At 41.8% G+C, this 18,877-nt stretch carries 20 protein-coding genes and 1 pseudogene; 8 read left to right on the forward strand and 13 right to left on the reverse strand.

The window, feature by feature from the left end:
• Positions 1-6: 6 nt before the first annotated feature.
• The 5 genes from F973_RS08480 to F973_RS08500 form a co-directional block, all read right to left on the reverse strand.
• Positions 7-894 (reverse strand): ParB/RepB/Spo0J family partition protein, encoded by an 888-nt coding sequence (locus F973_RS08480; protein WP_004761237.1) that lies wholly within the window; start codon positions 892-894, stop codon positions 7-9.
• On the reverse strand, positions 891-1,673 hold the full coding sequence (locus F973_RS08485; RefSeq protein ID WP_004679507.1) for a ParA family protein: 783 nt from the start codon (positions 1,671-1,673) through the stop codon (positions 891-893). Before F973_RS08485 ends, F973_RS08480 begins: the two co-directional genes overlap by 4 nt.
• An 18-nt stretch (positions 1,674-1,691) precedes the next feature.
• A complete protein-coding gene (rsmG, locus tag F973_RS08490; protein ID WP_004761238.1) occupies positions 1,692-2,327 on the reverse strand; it encodes a 16S rRNA (guanine(527)-N(7))-methyltransferase RsmG in 636 nt (211 codons plus the stop codon).
• Between the two features lie 170 nt (positions 2,328-2,497).
• A complete protein-coding gene (gene murU, locus F973_RS08495) occupies positions 2,498-3,187 on the reverse strand; it encodes an N-acetylmuramate alpha-1-phosphate uridylyltransferase MurU (protein WP_004761239.1) in 690 nt (229 codons plus the stop codon).
• Positions 3,187-4,200 (reverse strand): aminoglycoside phosphotransferase family protein, encoded by a 1,014-nt coding sequence (locus F973_RS08500; RefSeq protein ID WP_004761240.1) that lies wholly within the window; start codon positions 4,198-4,200, stop codon positions 3,187-3,189. Before F973_RS08500 ends, murU begins: the two co-directional genes overlap by 1 nt.
• 118 nt (positions 4,201-4,318) lie before the next feature.
• On the opposite strand from F973_RS08500, the gene F973_RS08505 reads away from it, so the two are divergent.
• Both F973_RS08505 and F973_RS08510 read left to right on the forward strand, forming a co-directional pair.
• A complete protein-coding gene (locus F973_RS08505) occupies positions 4,319-6,793 on the forward strand; it encodes an LPS-assembly protein LptD (RefSeq protein ID WP_004761241.1) in 2,475 nt (824 codons plus the stop codon).
• On the forward strand, positions 6,793-8,106 hold the full coding sequence (locus F973_RS08510; protein WP_004761243.1) for a peptidylprolyl isomerase: 1,314 nt from the start codon (positions 6,793-6,795) through the stop codon (positions 8,104-8,106). The genes F973_RS08505 and F973_RS08510 overlap by 1 nt, the downstream gene beginning before the upstream one ends.
• A gap of 102 nt (positions 8,107-8,208) precedes the next feature.
• On the opposite strand, the gene fba is transcribed toward F973_RS08510, so the two are convergent.
• From fba to F973_RS08525, 3 genes are all read right to left on the reverse strand, one after another.
• Positions 8,209-9,246: a class II fructose-bisphosphate aldolase gene (gene fba / locus F973_RS08515; RefSeq protein WP_004679518.1), complete on the reverse strand. Its 1,038-nt coding sequence runs from the start codon at positions 9,244-9,246 to the stop codon at positions 8,209-8,211.
• 189 nt (positions 9,247-9,435) lie between these two features.
• Positions 9,436-10,587: an ATP-dependent RNA helicase RhlB gene (rhlB, locus tag F973_RS08520; protein ID WP_004679520.1), complete on the reverse strand. Its 1,152-nt coding sequence runs from the start codon at positions 10,585-10,587 to the stop codon at positions 9,436-9,438.
• 146 nt (positions 10,588-10,733) lie between these two features.
• Complete coding sequence (locus F973_RS08525) at positions 10,734-10,946, reverse strand: cold-shock protein (RefSeq protein WP_004679521.1); 213 nt, start codon at positions 10,944-10,946, stop codon at positions 10,734-10,736.
• A 356-nt stretch (positions 10,947-11,302) separates the two neighbouring features.
• On the opposite strand from F973_RS08525, the gene F973_RS08530 reads away from it, so the two are divergent.
• The 5 genes from F973_RS08530 to F973_RS08550 all read left to right on the forward strand — a co-directional run bounded on the left by F973_RS08530 (position 11,303) and on the right by F973_RS08550 (position 14,031).
• Positions 11,303-11,542 carry a sulfurtransferase TusA family protein gene (locus F973_RS08530; protein ID WP_004761246.1) on the forward strand — a complete coding sequence of 80 codons (240 nt, stop codon included), beginning with the start codon at positions 11,303-11,305 and terminating at the stop codon, positions 11,540-11,542.
• A 131-nt stretch (positions 11,543-11,673) separates the two neighbouring features.
• Positions 11,674-12,543 carry an RNA polymerase sigma factor RpoH gene (rpoH, locus tag F973_RS08535; RefSeq protein WP_004679525.1) on the forward strand — a complete coding sequence of 290 codons (870 nt, stop codon included), beginning with the start codon at positions 11,674-11,676 and terminating at the stop codon, positions 12,541-12,543.
• A gap of 107 nt (positions 12,544-12,650) precedes the next feature.
• On the forward strand, positions 12,651-13,016 hold the full coding sequence (locus F973_RS08540; protein WP_004761247.1) for a DUF423 domain-containing protein: 366 nt from the start codon (positions 12,651-12,653) through the stop codon (positions 13,014-13,016).
• Between the two features lie 9 nt (positions 13,017-13,025).
• Positions 13,026-13,223 (forward strand): sulfur carrier protein ThiS, encoded by a 198-nt coding sequence (gene thiS / locus F973_RS08545; RefSeq protein WP_004761248.1) that lies wholly within the window; start codon positions 13,026-13,028, stop codon positions 13,221-13,223.
• A 22-nt stretch (positions 13,224-13,245) separates the two neighbouring features.
• A complete protein-coding gene (locus F973_RS08550; protein ID WP_004761249.1) occupies positions 13,246-14,031 on the forward strand; it encodes a thiazole synthase in 786 nt (261 codons plus the stop codon).
• Positions 14,032-14,074: 43 nt separating this feature from the next.
• Here the strand turns inward: F973_RS08550 and F973_RS08555 are convergent, their stop codons facing one another.
• Both F973_RS08555 and yaaA read right to left on the reverse strand, forming a co-directional pair.
• Positions 14,075-14,689 (reverse strand): HD domain-containing protein, encoded by a 615-nt coding sequence (locus tag F973_RS08555; protein WP_004761251.1) that lies wholly within the window; start codon positions 14,687-14,689, stop codon positions 14,075-14,077.
• 33 nt (positions 14,690-14,722) lie between these two features.
• Positions 14,723-15,493, reverse strand: a complete 771-nt coding sequence (yaaA, locus tag F973_RS08560; RefSeq protein ID WP_004761252.1) for a peroxide stress protein YaaA — start codon at positions 15,491-15,493, stop codon at positions 14,723-14,725.
• 124 nt (positions 15,494-15,617) lie between these two features.
• On the opposite strand from yaaA, the gene F973_RS08565 reads away from it, so the two are divergent.
• The gene (locus F973_RS08565; protein WP_004757906.1) at positions 15,618-16,253 is read left to right on the forward strand and encodes an alpha/beta hydrolase; all 636 of its coding nucleotides are present in this window, start codon (positions 15,618-15,620) and stop codon (positions 16,251-16,253) included.
• Between the two features lie 203 nt (positions 16,254-16,456).
• On the opposite strand, the gene F973_RS08570 is transcribed toward F973_RS08565, so the two are convergent.
• The 3 genes and pseudogenes from F973_RS08570 to F973_RS08580 all read right to left on the reverse strand — a co-directional run bounded on the left by F973_RS08570 (position 16,457) and on the right by F973_RS08580 (position 18,691).
• Positions 16,457-17,134, reverse strand: a complete 678-nt coding sequence (locus tag F973_RS08570; RefSeq protein WP_004761253.1) for a type 1 glutamine amidotransferase domain-containing protein — start codon at positions 17,132-17,134, stop codon at positions 16,457-16,459.
• An 85-nt stretch (positions 17,135-17,219) separates the two neighbouring features.
• A pseudogene (locus F973_RS08575) lies at positions 17,220-17,870 on the reverse strand (iron-containing alcohol dehydrogenase); the annotation flags it as partial.
• 518 nt (positions 17,871-18,388) lie between these two features.
• On the reverse strand, positions 18,389-18,691 hold the full coding sequence (locus tag F973_RS08580) for a putative quinol monooxygenase (RefSeq protein ID WP_004679538.1): 303 nt from the start codon (positions 18,689-18,691) through the stop codon (positions 18,389-18,391).
• Positions 18,692-18,877: the final 186 nt, after the last annotated feature.

Here is an 18,877-nt window from a genome sequence, read left to right on the forward strand (position 1 = left end):
TGAATATTAGTTAGGTAAACAAATATTTAAAATTCCATCCAACTCATCCAATGAGTGGTAATGAATGACCATTTTTCCTTTACCTTTTTGGTTATGGTCAATTTTCACATTTGCCCCAAAACGTTCCGACAGTTTCTGAGTCAATTGTTCAATATCAGGAGAAACCTGCACCTTTTCCTTTTCAGGCTTTGGTTCACACCACTCACGTACCAGTTGTTCAGTCTGACGCACTGACAGGGCTTTTTCAATCACGATTTTAGCAACATCCATTTGCTCTTTGGCTTTCAGGGTGAGAATGGCACGAGCATGTCCCATATCAATCTGCCCCTGTTGCATCAGGTCCTTAATTGGGTCAGCCAGACTGAGTAAGCGTAATAAGTTACTCACTGTGGTACGGGCTTTACCCACAGTATCGGCTATTTCCTGATGGCTCAGACCAAACTCATCATGGAAACGTTGCAAAGCCAATGCCTGATCAATCGGGTTAAGGTCCTGACGCTGAATATTTTCAATCAGTGCCAATGCAATTGCGACCTGATCGTTCAGTTCACGAACAATGGCAGGGATTTGAGTTAAACCCGCTAACTGCGCTGCACGCCAACGACGTTCACCCGCAATGATTTCGTAAGGGTGCTGTTCATCGTCAACAGGACGAATCACGATTGGCTGCATCACCCCATGCTTCTCGATGGATGACGCAAGTTCCTGTAAATCCTGTTCCTGAATAAAACGGCGTGGCTGATATTCGCCACGTTTTAATAAGTTGACATCAATCTGCTTGAGTTCACCATGATCCAGGGCTTGTGCTTCGAGTTGCAGTTTTTCTTTTTGAATTGAACCCAATAGCGCATCTAAACCACGACCTTTAGCCAATCCGCGTTTTTTGATGCTCATACAGCACTTCCTTTTTTCACTTTACTTTTCTTCAACATTTCTGCGGCAAGGTTTAAATAGGCAACCGCACCTTTTGAACTTTTTTCGAAATAAATCACTGGCAAACCATGTGCTGGCGCTTCAGCCAAACGAATATTTCGAGGAATCACCGTATCATACAATTTTTTACCAAAATACTGCTCCAACTCTGCCGACACATCACGAGTCAGGGCATTACGGGCATCATACATGGTACGCAACACCCCAATGATTTCCAAGTTTGGATTGAGGGCTTTTTGTATACGGTCAATGGTCTGGGTCAGATCAGCCAGACCTTCCAAAGCATAATATTCACACTGCATTGGAATAATCACACCATCAACCGCTGCCAAGGCATTCACAGTGATGAGGCTCAAACTTGGGGCACAATCCACAATGATATAGTCAAATGAGGACGCGACTTCCTGCAAGGCATTTTTCAGGATAAATTCACGCCCATCCTGCTCCGCAATAACAAGCTCCACCCCTGCAAGCTCACGGTTTGCACCCAAGACCTTATAACCCACCTCAGCCTTTTGAATGGCTGTTTCAATGGGCACTTCGCCCAACAGCACATCCGTCACTGAATAAAGCAAGTCATTCTTTTGAACGCCAGACCCCATAGTGGCATTACCCTGTGAATCCATATCGACCAGCAGGACACGTTTTTTCAAAATTGCCAAAGATGCGGCAAGATTCACTGCGGTCGTGGTTTTCCCTACACCACCTTTCTGGTTTGCAATTGCAATAATTTGAGCCATGACTACCCTTAATATTTTTTATTGAATACGTTGAAGTAACAGTAAATGACGTTGTTCATCTAATCTTGGTACACGAAGTTCGATCACCGTACATGAATATTGATCTTTGATTTGCTCAACTTCGTCGGTTGGAATTAAACCTTTCATTGCGGCAATAATACTCTGTTCGTGCATATAAGGTTGTGCAGCATCGACAAAGTCAGTCAGGGAGGCAAAGGCCCGACTTGTAATGACATCGAAATGACCAAGCTCGTTAATACTGTCTTCATTTTCTACACGTGTTTGCACTGCAATGACATTTTTAAGCTTTAGATCAGCAATAAACTGCTTTAAAAAACGAATCTTTTTTCCATTGGAATCCAGAAGCACACAAGAACGCTCTGGCTGACATAACGCAATGATCATGCCTGGCATGCCACCACCCGTTCCCACATCCAGCAAACGGCCCTGGGGTAAATCATTCAGGATACTGAGACTATCCAGTAAATGTTTCACCAGCATTTCTTTCGGGTCACGGATTGCTGTCAGGTTATATGCTTTATTCCAGAGCACCAAAGCATCTTGATATTTCAATAAGAGTGTTAAGGCCTCATCACTCAGGTTTAAACCCAAAGCCTGGCTACCTTGCTTTAATTCTTGAAAAAAAGGATGCATAGCGGTATAACATCTCGATAAACTTGCCGTGCAGTATACCGATTTCTGATGCAAGGCACAGTAGGACTTGTTGAACGATTATGCAGTTAAACAGTGGCAAACATGATAAACTGCACAATCCTGTAGGCTTTTGTCTTTTTCCATACAAATCAAACAAAGACAATGACCTACTACGAAAACTTATTTTGCTTAATTTGTTGATCTAGCTGCTCCAAACGTTCAGGTGTGCCAACATCCACCCAAATCCCTTGTAATTTTTCAGCCGAAACCTGCTGTTGCTGCATTGCCTGTTTTAACAATGGCGCCAAAGGTCGCTTGCCATTTTCCAGACCAGCAAACATCCGCGGATGAAGCACCGCAATACCGCTATAGGTTAATGCCTCGCCCAACTGTTCCTGTTCAAAGGTATAAGCCAGCCCGTTAGAAAGGATAAAATCACCCTTTAAATGTTGTGGGGGATTTTCCACCAAGACCAAATGTGCCTGCTGCTCACCTAACTGAACATCTAATAATGAAGCAAAATCCATGGTGGTCCAGACATCTCCATTTACCAGAATGAATGGCTCATCACCCAACAATGGCAAGGCATTGATGATTCCACCTGCGGTTTCAAGACCCTCACCCTCATGTGACCATAGGATTTTGACACCGAATTGAGAACCATCACCCAGCGCATTCGCCAGTTTTTCGCCTAGCCATGCGGTATTGATGACGATCTCAGTCACACCAATCTTTTGCAACTTTTCAATATGCCAAACTATCAGCGGTTTTTCACCCACTTCAAGCAAAGGTTTAGGAGTATGTAGGGTTAGCGGACGCATGCGATTCCCTAGCCCTGCAGCAAGAATCATCGCTTTCATTATGCAACCACCTCATAGCTACCATATTTTGCAGTAAATTTAGGCATGACCACATCACGAATAAACTGCATAAAGTCATTCAATTCGTCGTAACCTTGGCTTTCTTCAAGCAAATACCACATCACACGCGGTAAATCTTTTAAATAACCCGATTTACCATCACGCTCAAACAGGCGAACGAAAATACCTAGAATTTTCAGATGACGCTGAATCGCCATTAAATCAGCATCACGCTTGAATTGCTCGAAACTACGGTTTTCTTTTGCTGCCGCTGGTAATAAGTTATAGAACACCTCAAACCATTCGTAGACACGCTCGGCATTCCACTGTACATAAGCATCACGTGTAATCGAGATCAGATCATAGGTATCTGCACCAATGACGGCATCTTGGAAGTCGATCACCCCTAATGCTTGCTCGTTTTCTATTTTCATCAAGTTACGACTATGAAAATCACGATGTACAATGACTTGTGGCTGATGGGTTGCTTCAATCGCAAGAAAGTCGAATGCCTGCTCAATGGTTTCAAGCTGCTGCTCTGTAGGCTGAATATTCAAGGATGGTAACATCCATTCAGTCAATAGACGCATTTCTGTCATCAGCTTTTCATAAGAATAGGCTGGTAAATGGTCTTTTCCATCAATCTGCTGCAACTCAATCAACTGTTTAAAGCTTTGTGCATAGTATTGGTCAACAGTTTCGTCATTCAATAGAGTGGACAACACCACATCACCAAAATCTTCAAGCAGCAACAAACCCTGGGTTAAATCCTTGGCGACGATATGTGGCACACGAACCCCATGCCCATCAAAGAACTCATCAATACTCACAAATGGAACACAGTCTTCTTTTTCAGGTGGCGCATCCATGAGCATATAGGTTTTGTTTTGTAACTTGATTCGCGCATAACGACGAAAGCTTGCATCTCCTGCCAAAAAACTGATCTCAAATTGATCGGACTGAAGAACGGCTTGAAGCCAAGTTTGTATCAATTGTTCACGTTGTGTATTCATTTGCAATAAAATCTAAAACTAGCTGAGATTTTGAAAGCTTAAGTGTAGCCACTTATCAACTTTTTCTCTATGATGCGACAATAATTAATTGTGAATTAGCGTACTGGTTAATGAGACAATGAAACATCAGTTTAAATTTAATCCTTTAGCAACAGCTATTTTGACACTTTTGTGTGGCGGCTCGATTCAATCAGGTTTCGCAGCTTCAGCTGATGCCGTCTCTACGCTTGACAATAAACAGCTTAAAGCCCTCACCCAACAAAATCAGGCTCAGCCAGAGCAAGAAAGCTATAAGGGTGAAAAGTTTTTCCAGCAATATTATGTAGACAAATCAGCAGCAGAAGCCCAGTTACGCGACAATCGCTATTTAAGTTCTTCCTTTTGTCAGGGCACATGGATTACCCCGATTAATCCACAAACCAAACCATCCGATGCCAATAACACCACTTCAGTAATCACCGCAGACTATGGTCATTACAATCCTGAGGGAGATTCTTTCCTGCAAGGCAATGTTGTGATTGATCAGGAAGGGCGCAGTATTCGCGCAGATCAGGTCACCATTGATTCAACCCAAACCCATGCAAAAGCGCAAGGACAAGTGCAGCTTGCACAATCAGGCCTGCTCACGCAAAGTGATGAGATTGACTACAACCTAAAAACACAGACAGGTGATTTAAACAATAGTTTCTATATCTCTGAACAGCAGCATGCGCATGGTTATGCAAGTCAAATCCAGCGTCAGAATGAAAACCTGGTTGTCTTAAAAGATGCAAGCTATACCGCCTGCCCACCTGGACAAAAACCAGCCTGGAAAATTCAGGCAAAACAAATTGAACTGAATCAGGATACAGGTCGTGGTGTAACACGTGGCACCAAGCTTTATGTCAAAGACATACCTGTACTTGCCGTACCCTATTTCAATTTCCCGATTGATGACCGCCGTACCACAGGTATTTTAACCCCTACTTTCGGTTATACCAATGATGGTGGTGCACAGCTTGGCGTGCCTGTTTATCTTAACCTGGCACCAAACTACGACTTAACACTTACTCCAAGCTTTATGAGTAGACGCGGTGGCAAGCTGGATGGTGAATTCCGCTATATGACTGAGAATTTTGGTTCAGGTCGAATCTGGGGCGGATATTTACCAAACGACAATCAATATGACAATAAAGACCGTGATAACCTGCATTTCATCCATTACTGGAAAATGAATAATCAATGGTCGACCAATTTAGAATATAACTATGCATCAGATAAGGATTATTTCGCAGACTTTGAAAATAATCCAAATAGCAAAACCGATCTGAATCTACGTCGCGCCTGGGAACTGAATTATCAAAATGGTATTCCTGGACTTAAAGCTCAGTTGAAAGTTGAAGATTTCCAGACACTAGATAAAAGCATTAAAGATGCAGACAAGCCTTATGCTCGACTACCGCAATTTTTATTAAATTATGTTACAGGCGATCCACAGGGATTACAGTATGAATTTAATAATGACACTGCATATTTCAAAAAGTCGATTGGTGATGATTCAGCATTAGAGTCAAGTGGTACGCGTATCTACAACCAGTTTGCCGTTCGCTATAACTACATCACGCCATCATGGTTATATGCCATCCCAGAAGTTTCTGTGCGCAGCATCAATACATTCTATGATCAGGACTCCAAGAAGAGTATTGGACTATCCAAGTCAGATGATTTAGAAAAATCTGTTGTTGTACCCCAGTTTACGTTGGCAACGGGTGTCACCTTTGAAAAAGATGGCAAATACCTGCACAGTATTTCTCCACGTGCTTTTTATGCCTACTCACCTTATAAAAAGCAGGATGATTATCCAAACTTTGACTCAACCACAGCCTCGATCAACTACGATCAGCTTTTTAACCCCTACCGTTTCTATGGCCATGACCGCCTTGATGACAACAACTTTTTGTCATTGGGGGTAACCTATAGTTTATTGGATACAGAAGGTCTGGAGCGTATTCGCGCCAGTGTCGGTCAAAGCTATTATTTTAGTGATCGACGTGTCAGCCTAAACCAACAGCCTGACGAGTTTGATACCCAGCGTCAGACAGGTCCTATTGTCAGTGTATCTAGTCAGCTCAACCAGAATTTCACCATTAACGCCAATTCAGCTTGGATGTCGAATGGTGACAATGCTCAGCGAGATGTGCAAGCCTACTATACAGGCGATCAGGGTAACTTATATAACTTAGGCTATTTCTACCGTAAAGACATTCCTGACCGTCAGAATTATTACGATCAGGTTGTTGCATCCTTTATACAACCTGTAAAGGATAATTGGCGTATCATGGGCCATGCTCAATATGACCTGGACAACAAACTAATGCGTGAGTACCTGCTTGGCATCAATTATGAGTCTTGCTGTTGGGCTGTTTCAGTTTATGGTCGTTCCTACTATAACGATCTGGATGATCCAAACTCTCCAGATGTTCGCAAAAAACGTGCAGTTATGGCCGAGTTTACCCTGAAAGGTTTAGGGGGCTTAAACAACAAGCTTGCCTCTCTTCTGGAAAATAGAGTTTTAGGTTTCAACAAAATTAATCAATCTTGGACACAACGTTAATGAAGATACAACACTTTCAACATATCTTTAGAGCCACTGTTCTCGCTGCCCTAGTTTCTTCATCAATGCAAAGCTTTGCCCAACCTACGGATGAGGTTGTCGCAATTGTGGACGATAGTGTTATTCTTAAAAGTGACTTAGAGCAAGGAGTTGCGGAAACGGAACACCAGCTAAAAGCACAAAATAAAACGGTCCCACCTCAACAGTATTTACAAATGCAGGTGCTGGACCAGTTGATCGTTCGTCAAGCCCAGTTAGAGCAAGTAAAACGCTATGGCATTAAACCAGACGAGAAAAGCCTGAATGCAGCCGTACTAAAAGTTGCGAATCAGTCAGGTGCCAGCACATTAGAGGCTTTCCAGCAAAAGCTGGATGCCATTGCGCCTGGTACTTACGAAAATCTACGTAACCGAATTGCTGAAGATTTAGCCATTGGCCGCCTGCGTCAACAACAAGTGATGTCGCGTATTAAAATCAGTGACCATGATGTTGAGAATTTCCTAAACTCACCTGAAGGCCAGGCTGCCTTAGGGATTCAGGCACACGTCATTCATATGCGTATTTCAGGTGAAAATACCGATGAAGTGCAAAAAGTCGCTCAAGAAGTTAAGCAGGCTTTGACTACAAGTAATGATCCTAAAGCGATTAGCTCAAAACTGTCCACTTCAACCGTTAAGGTTGATGGTGCAGATATGGGGTTCCGCCCACTGTCTGATATTCCTACCGAACTTTCGGCGCGCATCATCCCATTAAAAGTAGGTCAAACCACTGAACTGATCAATGTTCGTGATGGCGTCCACGTGCTTAAATTACTTGAACGCAAACAGAATGATCAAAAGGCCTTGGTTTCTCAATACCAGACCCGCCACATCCTGATTCAACCATCAGAAGTTGTAACCCTGGACCGTGCCAAGCAAATGATTGAAAGTCTTTACAAGCGTGTAAAAGCAGGCGAAGATTTTGCAACATTGGCCGCAACCTATTCAACTGATACAGGTTCTGCCCGTGATGGTGGTAGTCTCGGCTGGGTGAGCCCTGGTATGATGGTTCCAGAGTTTGAACAGGTCATGAAAGACACACCAGTTGGTCAAGTCAGTAAACCATTCCAGACCCAGTTTGGCTGGCATATCCTACAGGTTACCGATACTCGCCAGCAGGACATGACCAAGGAAGTTCAGGAACGTATGGCTCGCCAGATTTTAGGTGAACGTCAGTTTGATAGCGAAGTGGATAGCTGGACACGTGAACTTCGCGCCAATGCCTATGTTGAAATTAAAGATGCCAACCTAGACACCAAAGCTCCACAAAAATAACCCACTTACTTTAGCAAATGCCAGTTTTAAAGCTGGCATTTTTTTATGTTCGTGATAAAGAAAAAACAGCGGCAAATGCCGCTGTTTTTAGCTACAAATGAGTTATTTGTAACGATCAACCATCTTCTCTAAAGAAATTGGACGAATCTTGTCAGCATTGCCTGCTGTACCAAATGATTCATAACGATCGATACAGATTTGCTTCATTGCTTCAACTGTCTCGCCAAAGAATTTACGCGGATCAAATTCACTTGGTTTTTCAGCCATCATACGGCGCATTGCACCCGTTGAAGCCAAACGCAAGTCAGTATCAATATTGATTTTACGCACACCATGTTTGATTGCTTCAACAAGCTGCTCTACAGGCACACCATAAGTTTCTTTAATATCACCACCATATTGGTTAATCACAGCCAACCATTCCTGTGGTACGGAGCTTGAACCATGCATCACAAGATGCGTGTTTGGCAGTGCAGCATGAATTTCTTTAATACGGTCAATTGCCAGAATATCGCCTGTAGGTGGGCGAGTAAACTTGTACGCGCCATGTGAAGTACCAACAGCAATCGCCAGAGCATCAACATTGGTATCTGCCACAAACGAGGTTGCCTCTTCAACAGAAGTCAGCAATTGAGAATGGTCAAGTACGCCTTCTGCGCCAACACCATCCTCTTCACCAGCCATACCAGTTTCAAGGCTACCTAGACAGCCAATCTCACCTTCAACTGAAACACCACATGCATGCGCCATCGCAACCACGCGGCGAGTTACATCAACGTTGTAATCGTATGAGGTTGGTGTCTTGCCATCTGCACCCAATGAACCATCCATCATGACTGAGCTGAAACCCAACTGGATAGAACGCTGACAAACATCAGGGCTTGTACCATGATCCTGATGCATTACCACAGGAATATGCGGCCATTCTTCAATCGCTGCCAAAATAAGGTGGCGGAGGAACGGTGCACCTGCGTATTTACGCGCGCCAGCCGAAGCCTGCACGATTACAGGTGAGTTTGTTGCATCCGCAGCGAGCATGATTGCACGCATTTGTTCTAAGTTGTTTACGTTAAATGCTGGTACGCCGTAGTTATGTTCCGCAGCGTGATCCAAGAGCTGGCGCATTGAGATGAGTGCCATAATATCCTCCCAGGTAATGCGCCATATTCTACATGCTGATTTATTTCAATTCAGCAACTAATCACAGGAAATCAAAAAAAATCCCTGATCTTTTGTGCAATCTGGTGAACGAATTGTATTTTGCAATAAAAAAAGACCAAATCTATGAATAATTTGGTCTTTTCCATACTTACACTGGGTTGATTAAAACTAACAATACCCATCCAGACGAGTCAAAGGTAATTTTTTACCAATCGCCTTTTCAATTTCTGGCAGATAAAAAGCATCATCTTCAGACAGGAAACTGATACTTACGCCCTGCGCCCCTGCACGACCTGTACGCCCAATACGATGTACATAGTCATCCGATTGCTCTGGCAAGGTAAAATTAATCACATGCGACACACCATCAACATGAATACCACGACCTGCCACATCGGTTGCAATCATAATGTTGTGCTTGCCCTGCTTGAATTGGTCCAGCATCTTTAAGCGCTTGTCCTGGGCAATTTCACCCGACAACATCCCAACCTTATAACCATCACGCTTGAGATGGTCATACAAACGGCGAACCTGATCCCGACGGTTCGCAAAGATCATGACTTTATCAATAGGCTCATCACGCAAAATTTCTTGTAGAAGCTTATATTTGTCTTTTTTCTCAACCACATACACGCGTTGCTCAACATCGACATTGGTTTTCTGCTCAGGCTCAATCTCAACCGTAACAGGTTCAAATAACCATTGGCGTGCAAGATTGAGAACATCGTAGCTAAACGTTGCCGAGAACATCAATGTTTGACGCTGCTCCTTAAATGACGAATAACGCACAATACGTTTTACTGAAGGAATAAAACCCATATCCAGCAAACGATCCGCCTCATCAATCACTAAAAATTCAATTTTATCAAGCCAGACTTCTTTTTGCTCCACAAAATCAATCAGTCGCCCAGGAGTCGCAACAATAATATCGACAAAATTCTTGTCCAGCATTTTCTTTTGCTTGTCAAAATCAACACCACCCAACAAAGTGACAACATGCAAATTTGAGAATTTTGTTAAAGCCTGAGCATCACTTTCTATCTGTAAAGCCAACTCACGTGTCGGTGCCAGAATCAAGGCACGCGGTTCACCACGAAAACGCTGGTCCTGAATAGGATTATTGAGTAGATCATTGATCACGCTAATCAAAAAGGCCGCTGTTTTGCCTGTACCCGTTTGCGCTCGACCAATGGCATCATGTCCTGCCAACGTATATTTTAAAACCTTTTGCTGAATTGGGGTCATTTGTGTAAAACCCAAAGCATCAATCGCTTTTTTTAACTGCGGATGTAAATTTAAGGTTTCAAAACCAGATGTCATATATGCACTCGAACCATCAATGAGCAAAAGAAAGTCGCTATTATAAACCATAAAAAATAAAAACGCCCCAATAAGATTGGAGCGTTTTATAACCCCTTTGTTTTCCCCCTTATTAAGGGGGAACTATAGGGGGTTAAAGCAACAAATTAGTCTAAAGGCTGAACGTTTTCAGCTTGGAAACCTTTTTGTCCTTGAACTACGTTGAATTCTACGCGTTGGCCGTCACGTAAAGAACGGTGGCCATCGCCCATAATTGCGCGGAAATGAACGAATACGTCATCACCACCATTACGCTGAATAAAACCAAAGCCTTTAGTGTCGTTAAACCACTTTACTACGCCTTGTTCACGAGCTGTCATAAGTCAATCCTCAGATATTGAAAGATAAGGACCTTCCGGTGTTGCAAACAGCAGAGCCAACAAGGTTTTAAAATTTTTATAATTTTAAAGCTTGTAATCATTCTGTAAAACTATCAACAATTTCCGGTTACATCCATTTGTTATAGGGTTTAATACAATAAAATTTAATTAAACACTTTCTAAAACGCATCGAGCTTAACATGGGTTTATGATAATTAATAGATTTATTTTAAGTTATTTCTAATGTTTCTATCTGTTTTTTTCAATCATTTAGCTGTTTTTTTAATGAGATTCCCCCCTCTAAAGTCACACGAAAATTTGCTAAGATAATGACGTATTCAGCGGTTTAAACGATTATGACTCTTATTTCCAGTTCACCTGAGATTATTGATGCCCTAGGGCAGCCCTGCCCAATGCCCCTGTTGATGTTGAAACGTGCCTTAAAAAAGTCACCCGAAAAACAGCAGTTTTTACTCAAGTCATCCGACCCACATAGTGAAATTGATGTAACACGATATTGCCAAATCCAGCAACTTCAATGCCAGCCTCAAAAAATTTCAGAGAATGAGTTTCACTATTTAATTGAATCTATGTAATTCTTTGCTAAACTCTGACTAAAGATAAATGCATTAAATTTACATTTCTATACTCAAATTTCCTTAGTGATGAAGTCTATTCGCATTAAGATGAAATTGTTGACTTAAATATAATCCTATAAGGAGACTCCATGACTACTGACAGCAGCAATCAATTGATGCCCCTGTCATTGTCTGCGCCAGGTGTAAACCTTGGCGCATATATCAGTACTGTCAATCAAATTCCAATTTTAACGGCTGAGCAGGAAAAAGAACTTGCTGAGCGTTACTATTATGATCAAGACCTTGATGCTGCCAAACTTTTGGTGATGTCACACTTACGTTTTGTGGTGCATATTGCACGTAGTTATGCAGGCTATGGTTTACCACAGGGCGACCTAATTCAGGAAGGTAATCTCGGCTTAATGAAAGCAGTAAAACGTTTCGACCCAAACATGGGCGTGCGTCTGGTTTCTTTTGCCGTACACTGGATTAAAGCCGAAATCCACGAATATGTGATTCGTAACTGGCGTATTGTCAAAATTGCCACCACCAAAGCACAGCGAAAATTATTCTTTAATTTGCGTAGTCTTAAAAAATCAAGTAAAAAACTGACCTTAGAAGAAGCACGCTCAATTGCAAATGATTTGAATGTAACACCTGAGCAAGTGCTTGAAATGGAAGGTCGTTTAACCGCTTATGATGCTGCGTTTGAAGCACAGGGCGATGATGATGACGATACTCCACATACCGCCCCTGCACTATATTTGGAAGACAATCGTTACGATCCTGCGCGCTTGATTGAAGAAGAAGATTACGAGGAACAAAGCACCACTGCCTTACATGAGGCCATGGATCAGCTTGATGATCGCTCACGTAACATTCTACAACGTCGCTGGCTGGATGATGATAAATCGACCTTGCATGAACTTGCGGCTGAATATAACGTTTCTGCAGAACGTATTCGCCAACTTGAAAAGAATGCAATGGAAAAAATCAAAACCGCCATGTCTGCGAGTTAAGATTACATCAAACACAAGGGCTTTCATGCCCTTTTGTTTTATCTGGCTTTGTTTAAACACCCGAATATGTTAAGTTTGTTCATCAAATTTCTAGTTCCATTATCATTATGTGGATAGCAATCTCTGCGCTAAATCTCGCGCTTGCGGTCATGTTAGGGGCCTTTGGTGCGCATGGACTCAAATCTTTTGCCACACCTGAGCAACTGGCTTGGTGGAGCACAGCAACCCAATACTTTTTCTATCATGGCCTTGGCTTACTGATTTTAGGTGTGCTTCATAAAACCACACCAACTCTGCCAATAAAAATTCCTTTTATTTTGATGCAAATTGGTATCATTTTTTTCTGCGGTTCGTTGTACATTATGGCACTTGGTCTACCGAAAATCTTAGGTGCGATCACCCCGATTGGTGGTGGATTTATGATTGCAGGTTGGCTTTTGCTCGCATGGCAAGCGCTTACGCATGCGAAATAAGGATTTATCATGAAGATCTATTTAAATGGCGAGTTGACTGACACGCCTTGTGAAAACCTACAGCAATTGATTCTGGTGTTGGCTTTAGAGGGTAAACGCTTCGCTGTGGAGAAAAATCAACAGATCATTCCGAAAAGTAAACTTGAGCAAACCACAATTGCTCCCGAAGATCGTATTGAAATCATTCAAGCTGTTGGTGGCGGCTAATCGGCTAAAAATGGAGTAGCCCATGCAAGATTCCTCTTTAATTATTGGCTCACGTACTTTCCAGTCTCGTTTATTGGTCGGAACAGGCAAATATAAAGATTTAAATGAAACTGGTTTAGCCATTCAGGCAAGTGGCGCTGAGATTGTGACGGTGGCAATTCGTCGAGTCAATATCGGACAACATGCAGATCAACCTAACCTGCTTTCAGTGATTCCACCTGAGAAATATACCATCCTGCCAAATACCGCAGGTTGCTTTGATGCGGATAGCGCAATCCGTACCTGTATGCTGGCGCGTGAACTTTTAGATGGACACAATCTGGTCAAGCTGGAAGTTCTAGGTGATGAGAAAACCTTATACCCAAACATCACTGCAACACTAAAAGCGGCCCAAACCTTGATTGACGATGGTTTTGAGATCATGGTCTATACCTCGGATGACCCAATTGTGGCCCAAGAACTTGAAAGTATGGGTTGCGTGGCAATCATGCCTTTAGGTAGCCTGATCGGTTCTGGTTTAGGCATTCTCAATCCACACACTATTTCGATTATCAAGGAAAACGCCAAAGTACCTGTGCTGGTCGATGCAGGTGTCGGTACAGCCAGTGATGCAGCGATTGCAATGGAATTGGGCTGTGACGGTGTCTTGATGAATACAGCGATTGCGGCTGCTCAAAACCCGATCTTAATGGCTTCTGCCATGAAGAAAGCGGTTGAAGCAGGTCGTGAAGCTTATCTTGCAGGCCGTATGCCTCGTAAGCGTATGGCAAATGCAAGCTCACCTGAAACTGGATATTTCTTTAAATAGTTCATCAAAAACATATTCATTTTGTTATAAAAAGGTGCAATTATCATTGCACCCTATTTAAATTCTGCTTTGCCTGTAACTCAAAATTCTGTTGAAAATATTCCGTCTGATAAAGCGGTTGTGTTTGATAAAAATGCTGTAAAACTTCTTTTCTCTTCACTGCATAAAGTTCTGGTTCAACCCAAACATACTCTTTTTGAATCTGTTGTTCATATTCTACAAAACGTGCTGGCGATGCTGCTAAAATCGATAAATCAATATCCAGTAAAAACTGTAAATCCAATTCATCTGTTGTTGCATGTTTTTGTGTGGCTAAAATCCATTGCTTAATTTTGATAACCGTTTGATCAGATAAATCAGCAGCCAAATATTGTTCAAATAATTCAGCACTTTTCAGTTCATTGTCTTTGGCTTGTGGATTATAAACAGCATCATGAAACCAGAGTGCCAGAGCAACTGCATAAAAATCATTTAAATAGGGTTTAACCAATTCAAGTAAAATAAGACATTCATATAAATGCTGAATGGTATGATAAGCCCGTTGTTTTTCGCTATAGGCAGCGATGAGTTTATTCAATATTTTCTGTGGTTCAGAAAAATGATAGTGTTGATGCAACTCAAACCATGATTTTTCTAGGGCTGGTATATATTGCTGCATCGATAACACCTTTAAAAATTATTGATTTACTTATTATTCATCCCGCTTAAAGACCAACTCTTTGTCTGATGAACTTTCAGTATCAAAATAATAGCCATCACTATTAAATGCTTTGAGCTGCTCTACCTGACTCAGTTTGTTTTTAATGATATATCGTGCCATTAGACCTCTTGCTTTTTTCGCATAGAAGCTAATGACTTTATATTTTCCATTCTTTTGATCCAGGAATACAGGCTTGATAATCTCCACCTGAATTTTCTTTTCATTTACAGATTTATAATATTCGTCAGAGGCTAAATTTATCAATACTTTTGCATCAATATTTGCCAAGTCCTGATTGATCTGATCGGTAATAATATCACCCCAAAACTCATACAGGTTATGGCCGCGTGTATTGTTTAGTTTTGTGCCCATTTCCAGACGGTATGGCATCATCAAGTCCAAAGGACGCAATAAACCATAGAGACCTGACAACATCCGCAAATGCTGTTGGGCGAAGTCGATTTCCTGATCATCGAGATCATAAGCATCCAAACCTGTATAGACATCCCCCTTAAATGCAAACATGGCTTGACGGGCATTGGAAAAATTAAAATCTGCATTCCAGTCACGGAAACGCCCAACGTTTAAATTTGCAATTTTCTCACTAACTGTCATCAGAGAAGCAATTTCAGTTGCCGAAAGTTTGCGGCACACGTCAATCAATTGTTGAGACTGTTGTAACAAACGAGGTTGTGTATAAGTATCTGTTGGTAAAGCTGTTTCGTAATCTAAAGTTTTTGCTGGAGAAATTAAGGCAAGCATAATCAATCAAAGTGAATCTAAATTCCCTAAACTATAACAGTTGATAATTTTTAATGCCAATTCGTGTTCTCGCTAAGTTTTATCGGTAAAATAGTGGATTCTTCCATTACCCATACCATGTCTTATGTCTGAGCAAATATTCATTCAAGGTCCTGTTGGTCAAATCGAAATATTTGTCGATCAACCTAAAGGTGAAGTGACAGGTTTTGCGGTGGTGTGCCATCCTCATCCTTTACAAGGTGGTACACCGCATCATAAGGTTCCTGTGTTGCTGGCTCAGATTTTTAATGAAATGGGTTGTGTGGTCTATCGTCCAAGTTTTCGGGGTCTGGGTGGCAGCGAGGGTACACATGATCAAGGTCATGGTGAAACGGATGATATTCTGACTGTGATTGAATATGCCCGTGAAAAACATGCTGGCTTAACATTCTACGCAGGTGGCTTTAGTTTTGGTTCGCATGTACTGGCAAAATGTCAGGCGCAACTCAGCCAAGAACTACGTCCGAAACAACTGGTTTTATGTGGATTACCCACAGGTTCAGTGATCGAGTTGCGTCATTACACCACTCCAGCAATTGACGGGGATATTTTATTTGTTCATGGGGAACAGGACGATATTACCCTGCTTTCAGATATGATTGCCTGGGCAAAGCCACAAAAGCATCCGATTACCATCTTGCCTGGCGCAAACCACTTCTTTACGGGCTATTTAAAACAGCTCAAACAAGTGATTAGCCGTTTTTTAAACGTGTCGATTTAACAAGATATCGAGGACTTACGCATTTCCCAATCAGCTTCTGCAATTGATAATTGACATACTTCACCCACTTTCGACTAGCTCGAATAAAAGCTATTAACTCAGGCCTGTCACCATTAAATGAGGGTTATTTTGCTTATTGCGCCAGTTGCTCAGAGTCAGAAGTTTATTCACTGCTAAGCACCACAACAGACACTAGCTACTCTTTATTTCAACAATTGAAGTAATGCTGTAGCGGTTGCAGCAGAAGAGGCTGGATTTTGTCCAGTAACCAGCAAGCCATCTACTTGAACATATACTTGCCAATCATCCACTTTAGAATAATGACCACCGTTTTCTTTAAGCATGTCTTCGACTAAAAATGGTACAATTTCAGTCAAACCTACAGCAGCCTCCTCAGTATTAGTGAAACCAGTCACTAATTTACCGCTGACTAAAGGTGCTCCATTACTCGCTTTCACATGACGAAGAACACCTGGGGCATGACACACTGCTGCAACAGGTTTGCCAGACTGAATCGCCTGTTCAATCAGAGAAATTGAAATCGGATCTTCTGCTAAATCCCACAATGGGCCATGCCCGCCTGGATAAAACACTGCATCATAATCAGCTACAGAAATTTCGCTAAGTTTATGCGTCTGTGCCAATGCTTGCATTGCAGTTGGATCAGCTTCAAAACGATGAGTGGTTTCAGTTTGCGCATCGGCTAAATTACTTTTCGGATCTAGTGGTGGCTGCCCACCTTGAGGCGACGCCAGCGTAACTTCAGCACCAGAATCAATAAAGGTGTAATACGGTGCAGCAAGTTCTTCTAGCCAGAAACCTGTTTTCTTACCAGTATTGCCAAGTTGATCATGTGAGGTTAAAACGATTAAAATTTTCATATTATTTCTCCGATATTTTTCAGGATTGAGGAGCATTGTTGCATGATCACTTGTCGTGTAGCGTGACCATGACAGATACGCTTATTTAGATGCTCGTCTCGAGAATTTCACGACTGATCTCTAATGAAACAGTTTTATGTTCGCCTAGCTGTGTAAGATTGTGTGATTTAAGTTGGGTAATGATGATCTCAATATCTGTCTCCCCCAGTCCATAATCGCTAAGACGAGTCGGCAATCCGAGTTGCTCAAAGAAGGTTCGAGTACGGGTAATAGCTGCATCAATACGTTGTTCTTCATCACCTTCGACAATCTGCCAGACACGAGCTGCATACTGTAGTAATTTTTCTCGCTTCTCTTGACGACGCACTTGTAAATTGGCGGGCAACACAATGGCCAAGGTACGAGCATGATCAATACCATATAAAGCCGTGAGCTCATGTCCAATCAAATGGGTTGACCAATCTTGTGGTACACCAGCTCCAATTAGCCCATTCAGTGCCATGCTAGCAGCCCACATCAAATTCGCACGTGTGTCATAATCTGCTGAATCTTCCAAGATTTTCGGTCCAATCTCAATCAGAGTTTGCAATAGACCTTCGGCAAAACGATCTTGTACTTGTCCATTGACAGGGTAAGTTAAGTACTGTTCCATGACATGAACAAATGCATCGACTACGCCATTTGCTAATTGGCGCGTCGGCAAGCTAAAGGTTTTATTCGGATCAAGCACGGAAAATAATGCGGCTTTTGACTGCACCATGTGCTAACTATACATAAAATAGACCAGTCGTCTATTTTTATAAAAATTATTTCAGCTTGCCAACTTGAGTGATGGTTAAACAAATTCAGGCTTGTTCTATACCACTTTTATTATTGATGTATTTTCACGAGCGATTGTTGGATCGAAAGAATCAACACGTATGACTATTGACATGGTCGTGAACGCATTAGCTAAAAGAGTGAATGGCTCATACAAAATAGCGATGATTAAATATTTTAAAAGCAGATTGACACGGTTTAGCAGAGGTACAAATGTGACAGTAAATTAGATAGATTGGTTCAATATAAAGCATGTAAATAGTTATATTCGTTTATTTACCCTGTTTTGGATATTGACCCAAGTAAATGATGAGATTAAGCCATTAAATAAAGTAGCCCAACTTGAATAAAAAGCCTCTGACAAACCTCACAGGGTTGAAGTGCTGCCTTTCATTCAAAATTTCAGGCAGCACACTCATACATTTAAGCGTCGGTTTAAGCTGGTAGTTTACTCGCCAAAACATCTACTTTTTCAATAGACGGTGGCTCTGAAAATAGCTCTTCGGCCTGAGCCATCAACGCAGCTGCAACCTTGCCAGATAAATGTGCTTGGCGACCCGCCTCATCAGGAAATGCATCAAAAATACCAAATGTTGTAGGTCCAAGACGTAGGCCGAACCACGCAACTGTCGCAGGTTCTTCCATTACGATTGGTAAACCGCCTTTAAGGAAAGCTTCCACTTCGTCTTCTTTACCTGGTTTAGCTTCAAGACGGACATATAAAGCTGTTTTAAGCATGACTAAAACTCCACAATTGATTAGAATTAAAACGATTCTGACATTGCTAATGGATGCATGTCAGAAAGTTTTGTTGTACAAAGGTTAAAAACAATTTTCCATAGCAGAGCCAAAATTTGGATGTTTATTTCGACATAATGCTATGAATTTATTCAAGTTAAGATCATTAACATTTGAATCAAAAAA

It is taken from the genome of Acinetobacter sp. CIP 102129, assembly GCF_000368305.1.
Lineage (GTDB): Bacteria > Pseudomonadota > Gammaproteobacteria > Pseudomonadales > Moraxellaceae > Acinetobacter > Acinetobacter parvus.

Coding starts and splice junctions, on each gene's coding strand:
- F973_RS08480 (WP_004761237.1), bottom strand. CDS start 894: ATGAGCATCAAAAAACGCGGATTGGCTAAAGGTCGTGGTTTAGATGCG.
- F973_RS08485 (WP_004679507.1), bottom strand. CDS start 1,673: ATGGCTCAAATTATTGCAATTGCAAACCAGAAAGGTGGTGTAGGGAAA.
- rsmG (WP_004761238.1), bottom strand. CDS start 2,327: ATGCATCCTTTTTTTCAAGAATTAAAGCAAGGTAGCCAGGCTTTGGGT.
- murU (WP_004761239.1), bottom strand. CDS start 3,187: ATGAAAGCGATGATTCTTGCTGCAGGGCTAGGGAATCGCATGCGTCCG.
- F973_RS08500 (WP_004761240.1), bottom strand. CDS start 4,200: ATGAATACACAACGTGAACAATTGATACAAACTTGGCTTCAAGCCGTT.
- F973_RS08505 (WP_004761241.1), top strand. CDS start 4,319: ATGAAACATCAGTTTAAATTTAATCCTTTAGCAACAGCTATTTTGACA.
- F973_RS08510 (WP_004761243.1), top strand. CDS start 6,793: ATGAAGATACAACACTTTCAACATATCTTTAGAGCCACTGTTCTCGCT.
- fba (WP_004679518.1), bottom strand. CDS start 9,246: ATGGCACTCATCTCAATGCGCCAGCTCTTGGATCACGCTGCGGAACAT.
- rhlB (WP_004679520.1), bottom strand. CDS start 10,587: ATGACATCTGGTTTTGAAACCTTAAATTTACATCCGCAGTTAAAAAAA.
- F973_RS08525 (WP_004679521.1), bottom strand. CDS start 10,946: ATGACAGCTCGTGAACAAGGCGTAGTAAAGTGGTTTAACGACACTAAA.
- F973_RS08530 (WP_004761246.1), top strand. CDS start 11,303: ATGACTCTTATTTCCAGTTCACCTGAGATTATTGATGCCCTAGGGCAG.
- rpoH (WP_004679525.1), top strand. CDS start 11,674: ATGACTACTGACAGCAGCAATCAATTGATGCCCCTGTCATTGTCTGCG.
- F973_RS08540 (WP_004761247.1), top strand. CDS start 12,651: ATGTGGATAGCAATCTCTGCGCTAAATCTCGCGCTTGCGGTCATGTTA.
- thiS (WP_004761248.1), top strand. CDS start 13,026: ATGAAGATCTATTTAAATGGCGAGTTGACTGACACGCCTTGTGAAAAC.
- F973_RS08550 (WP_004761249.1), top strand. CDS start 13,246: ATGCAAGATTCCTCTTTAATTATTGGCTCACGTACTTTCCAGTCTCGT.
- F973_RS08555 (WP_004761251.1), bottom strand. CDS start 14,689: ATGCAGCAATATATACCAGCCCTAGAAAAATCATGGTTTGAGTTGCAT.
- yaaA (WP_004761252.1), bottom strand. CDS start 15,493: ATGCTTGCCTTAATTTCTCCAGCAAAAACTTTAGATTACGAAACAGCT.
- F973_RS08565 (WP_004757906.1), top strand. CDS start 15,618: ATGTCTGAGCAAATATTCATTCAAGGTCCTGTTGGTCAAATCGAAATA.
- F973_RS08570 (WP_004761253.1), bottom strand. CDS start 17,134: ATGAAAATTTTAATCGTTTTAACCTCACATGATCAACTTGGCAATACT.
- F973_RS08580 (WP_004679538.1), bottom strand. CDS start 18,691: ATGCTTAAAACAGCTTTATATGTCCGTCTTGAAGCTAAACCAGGTAAA.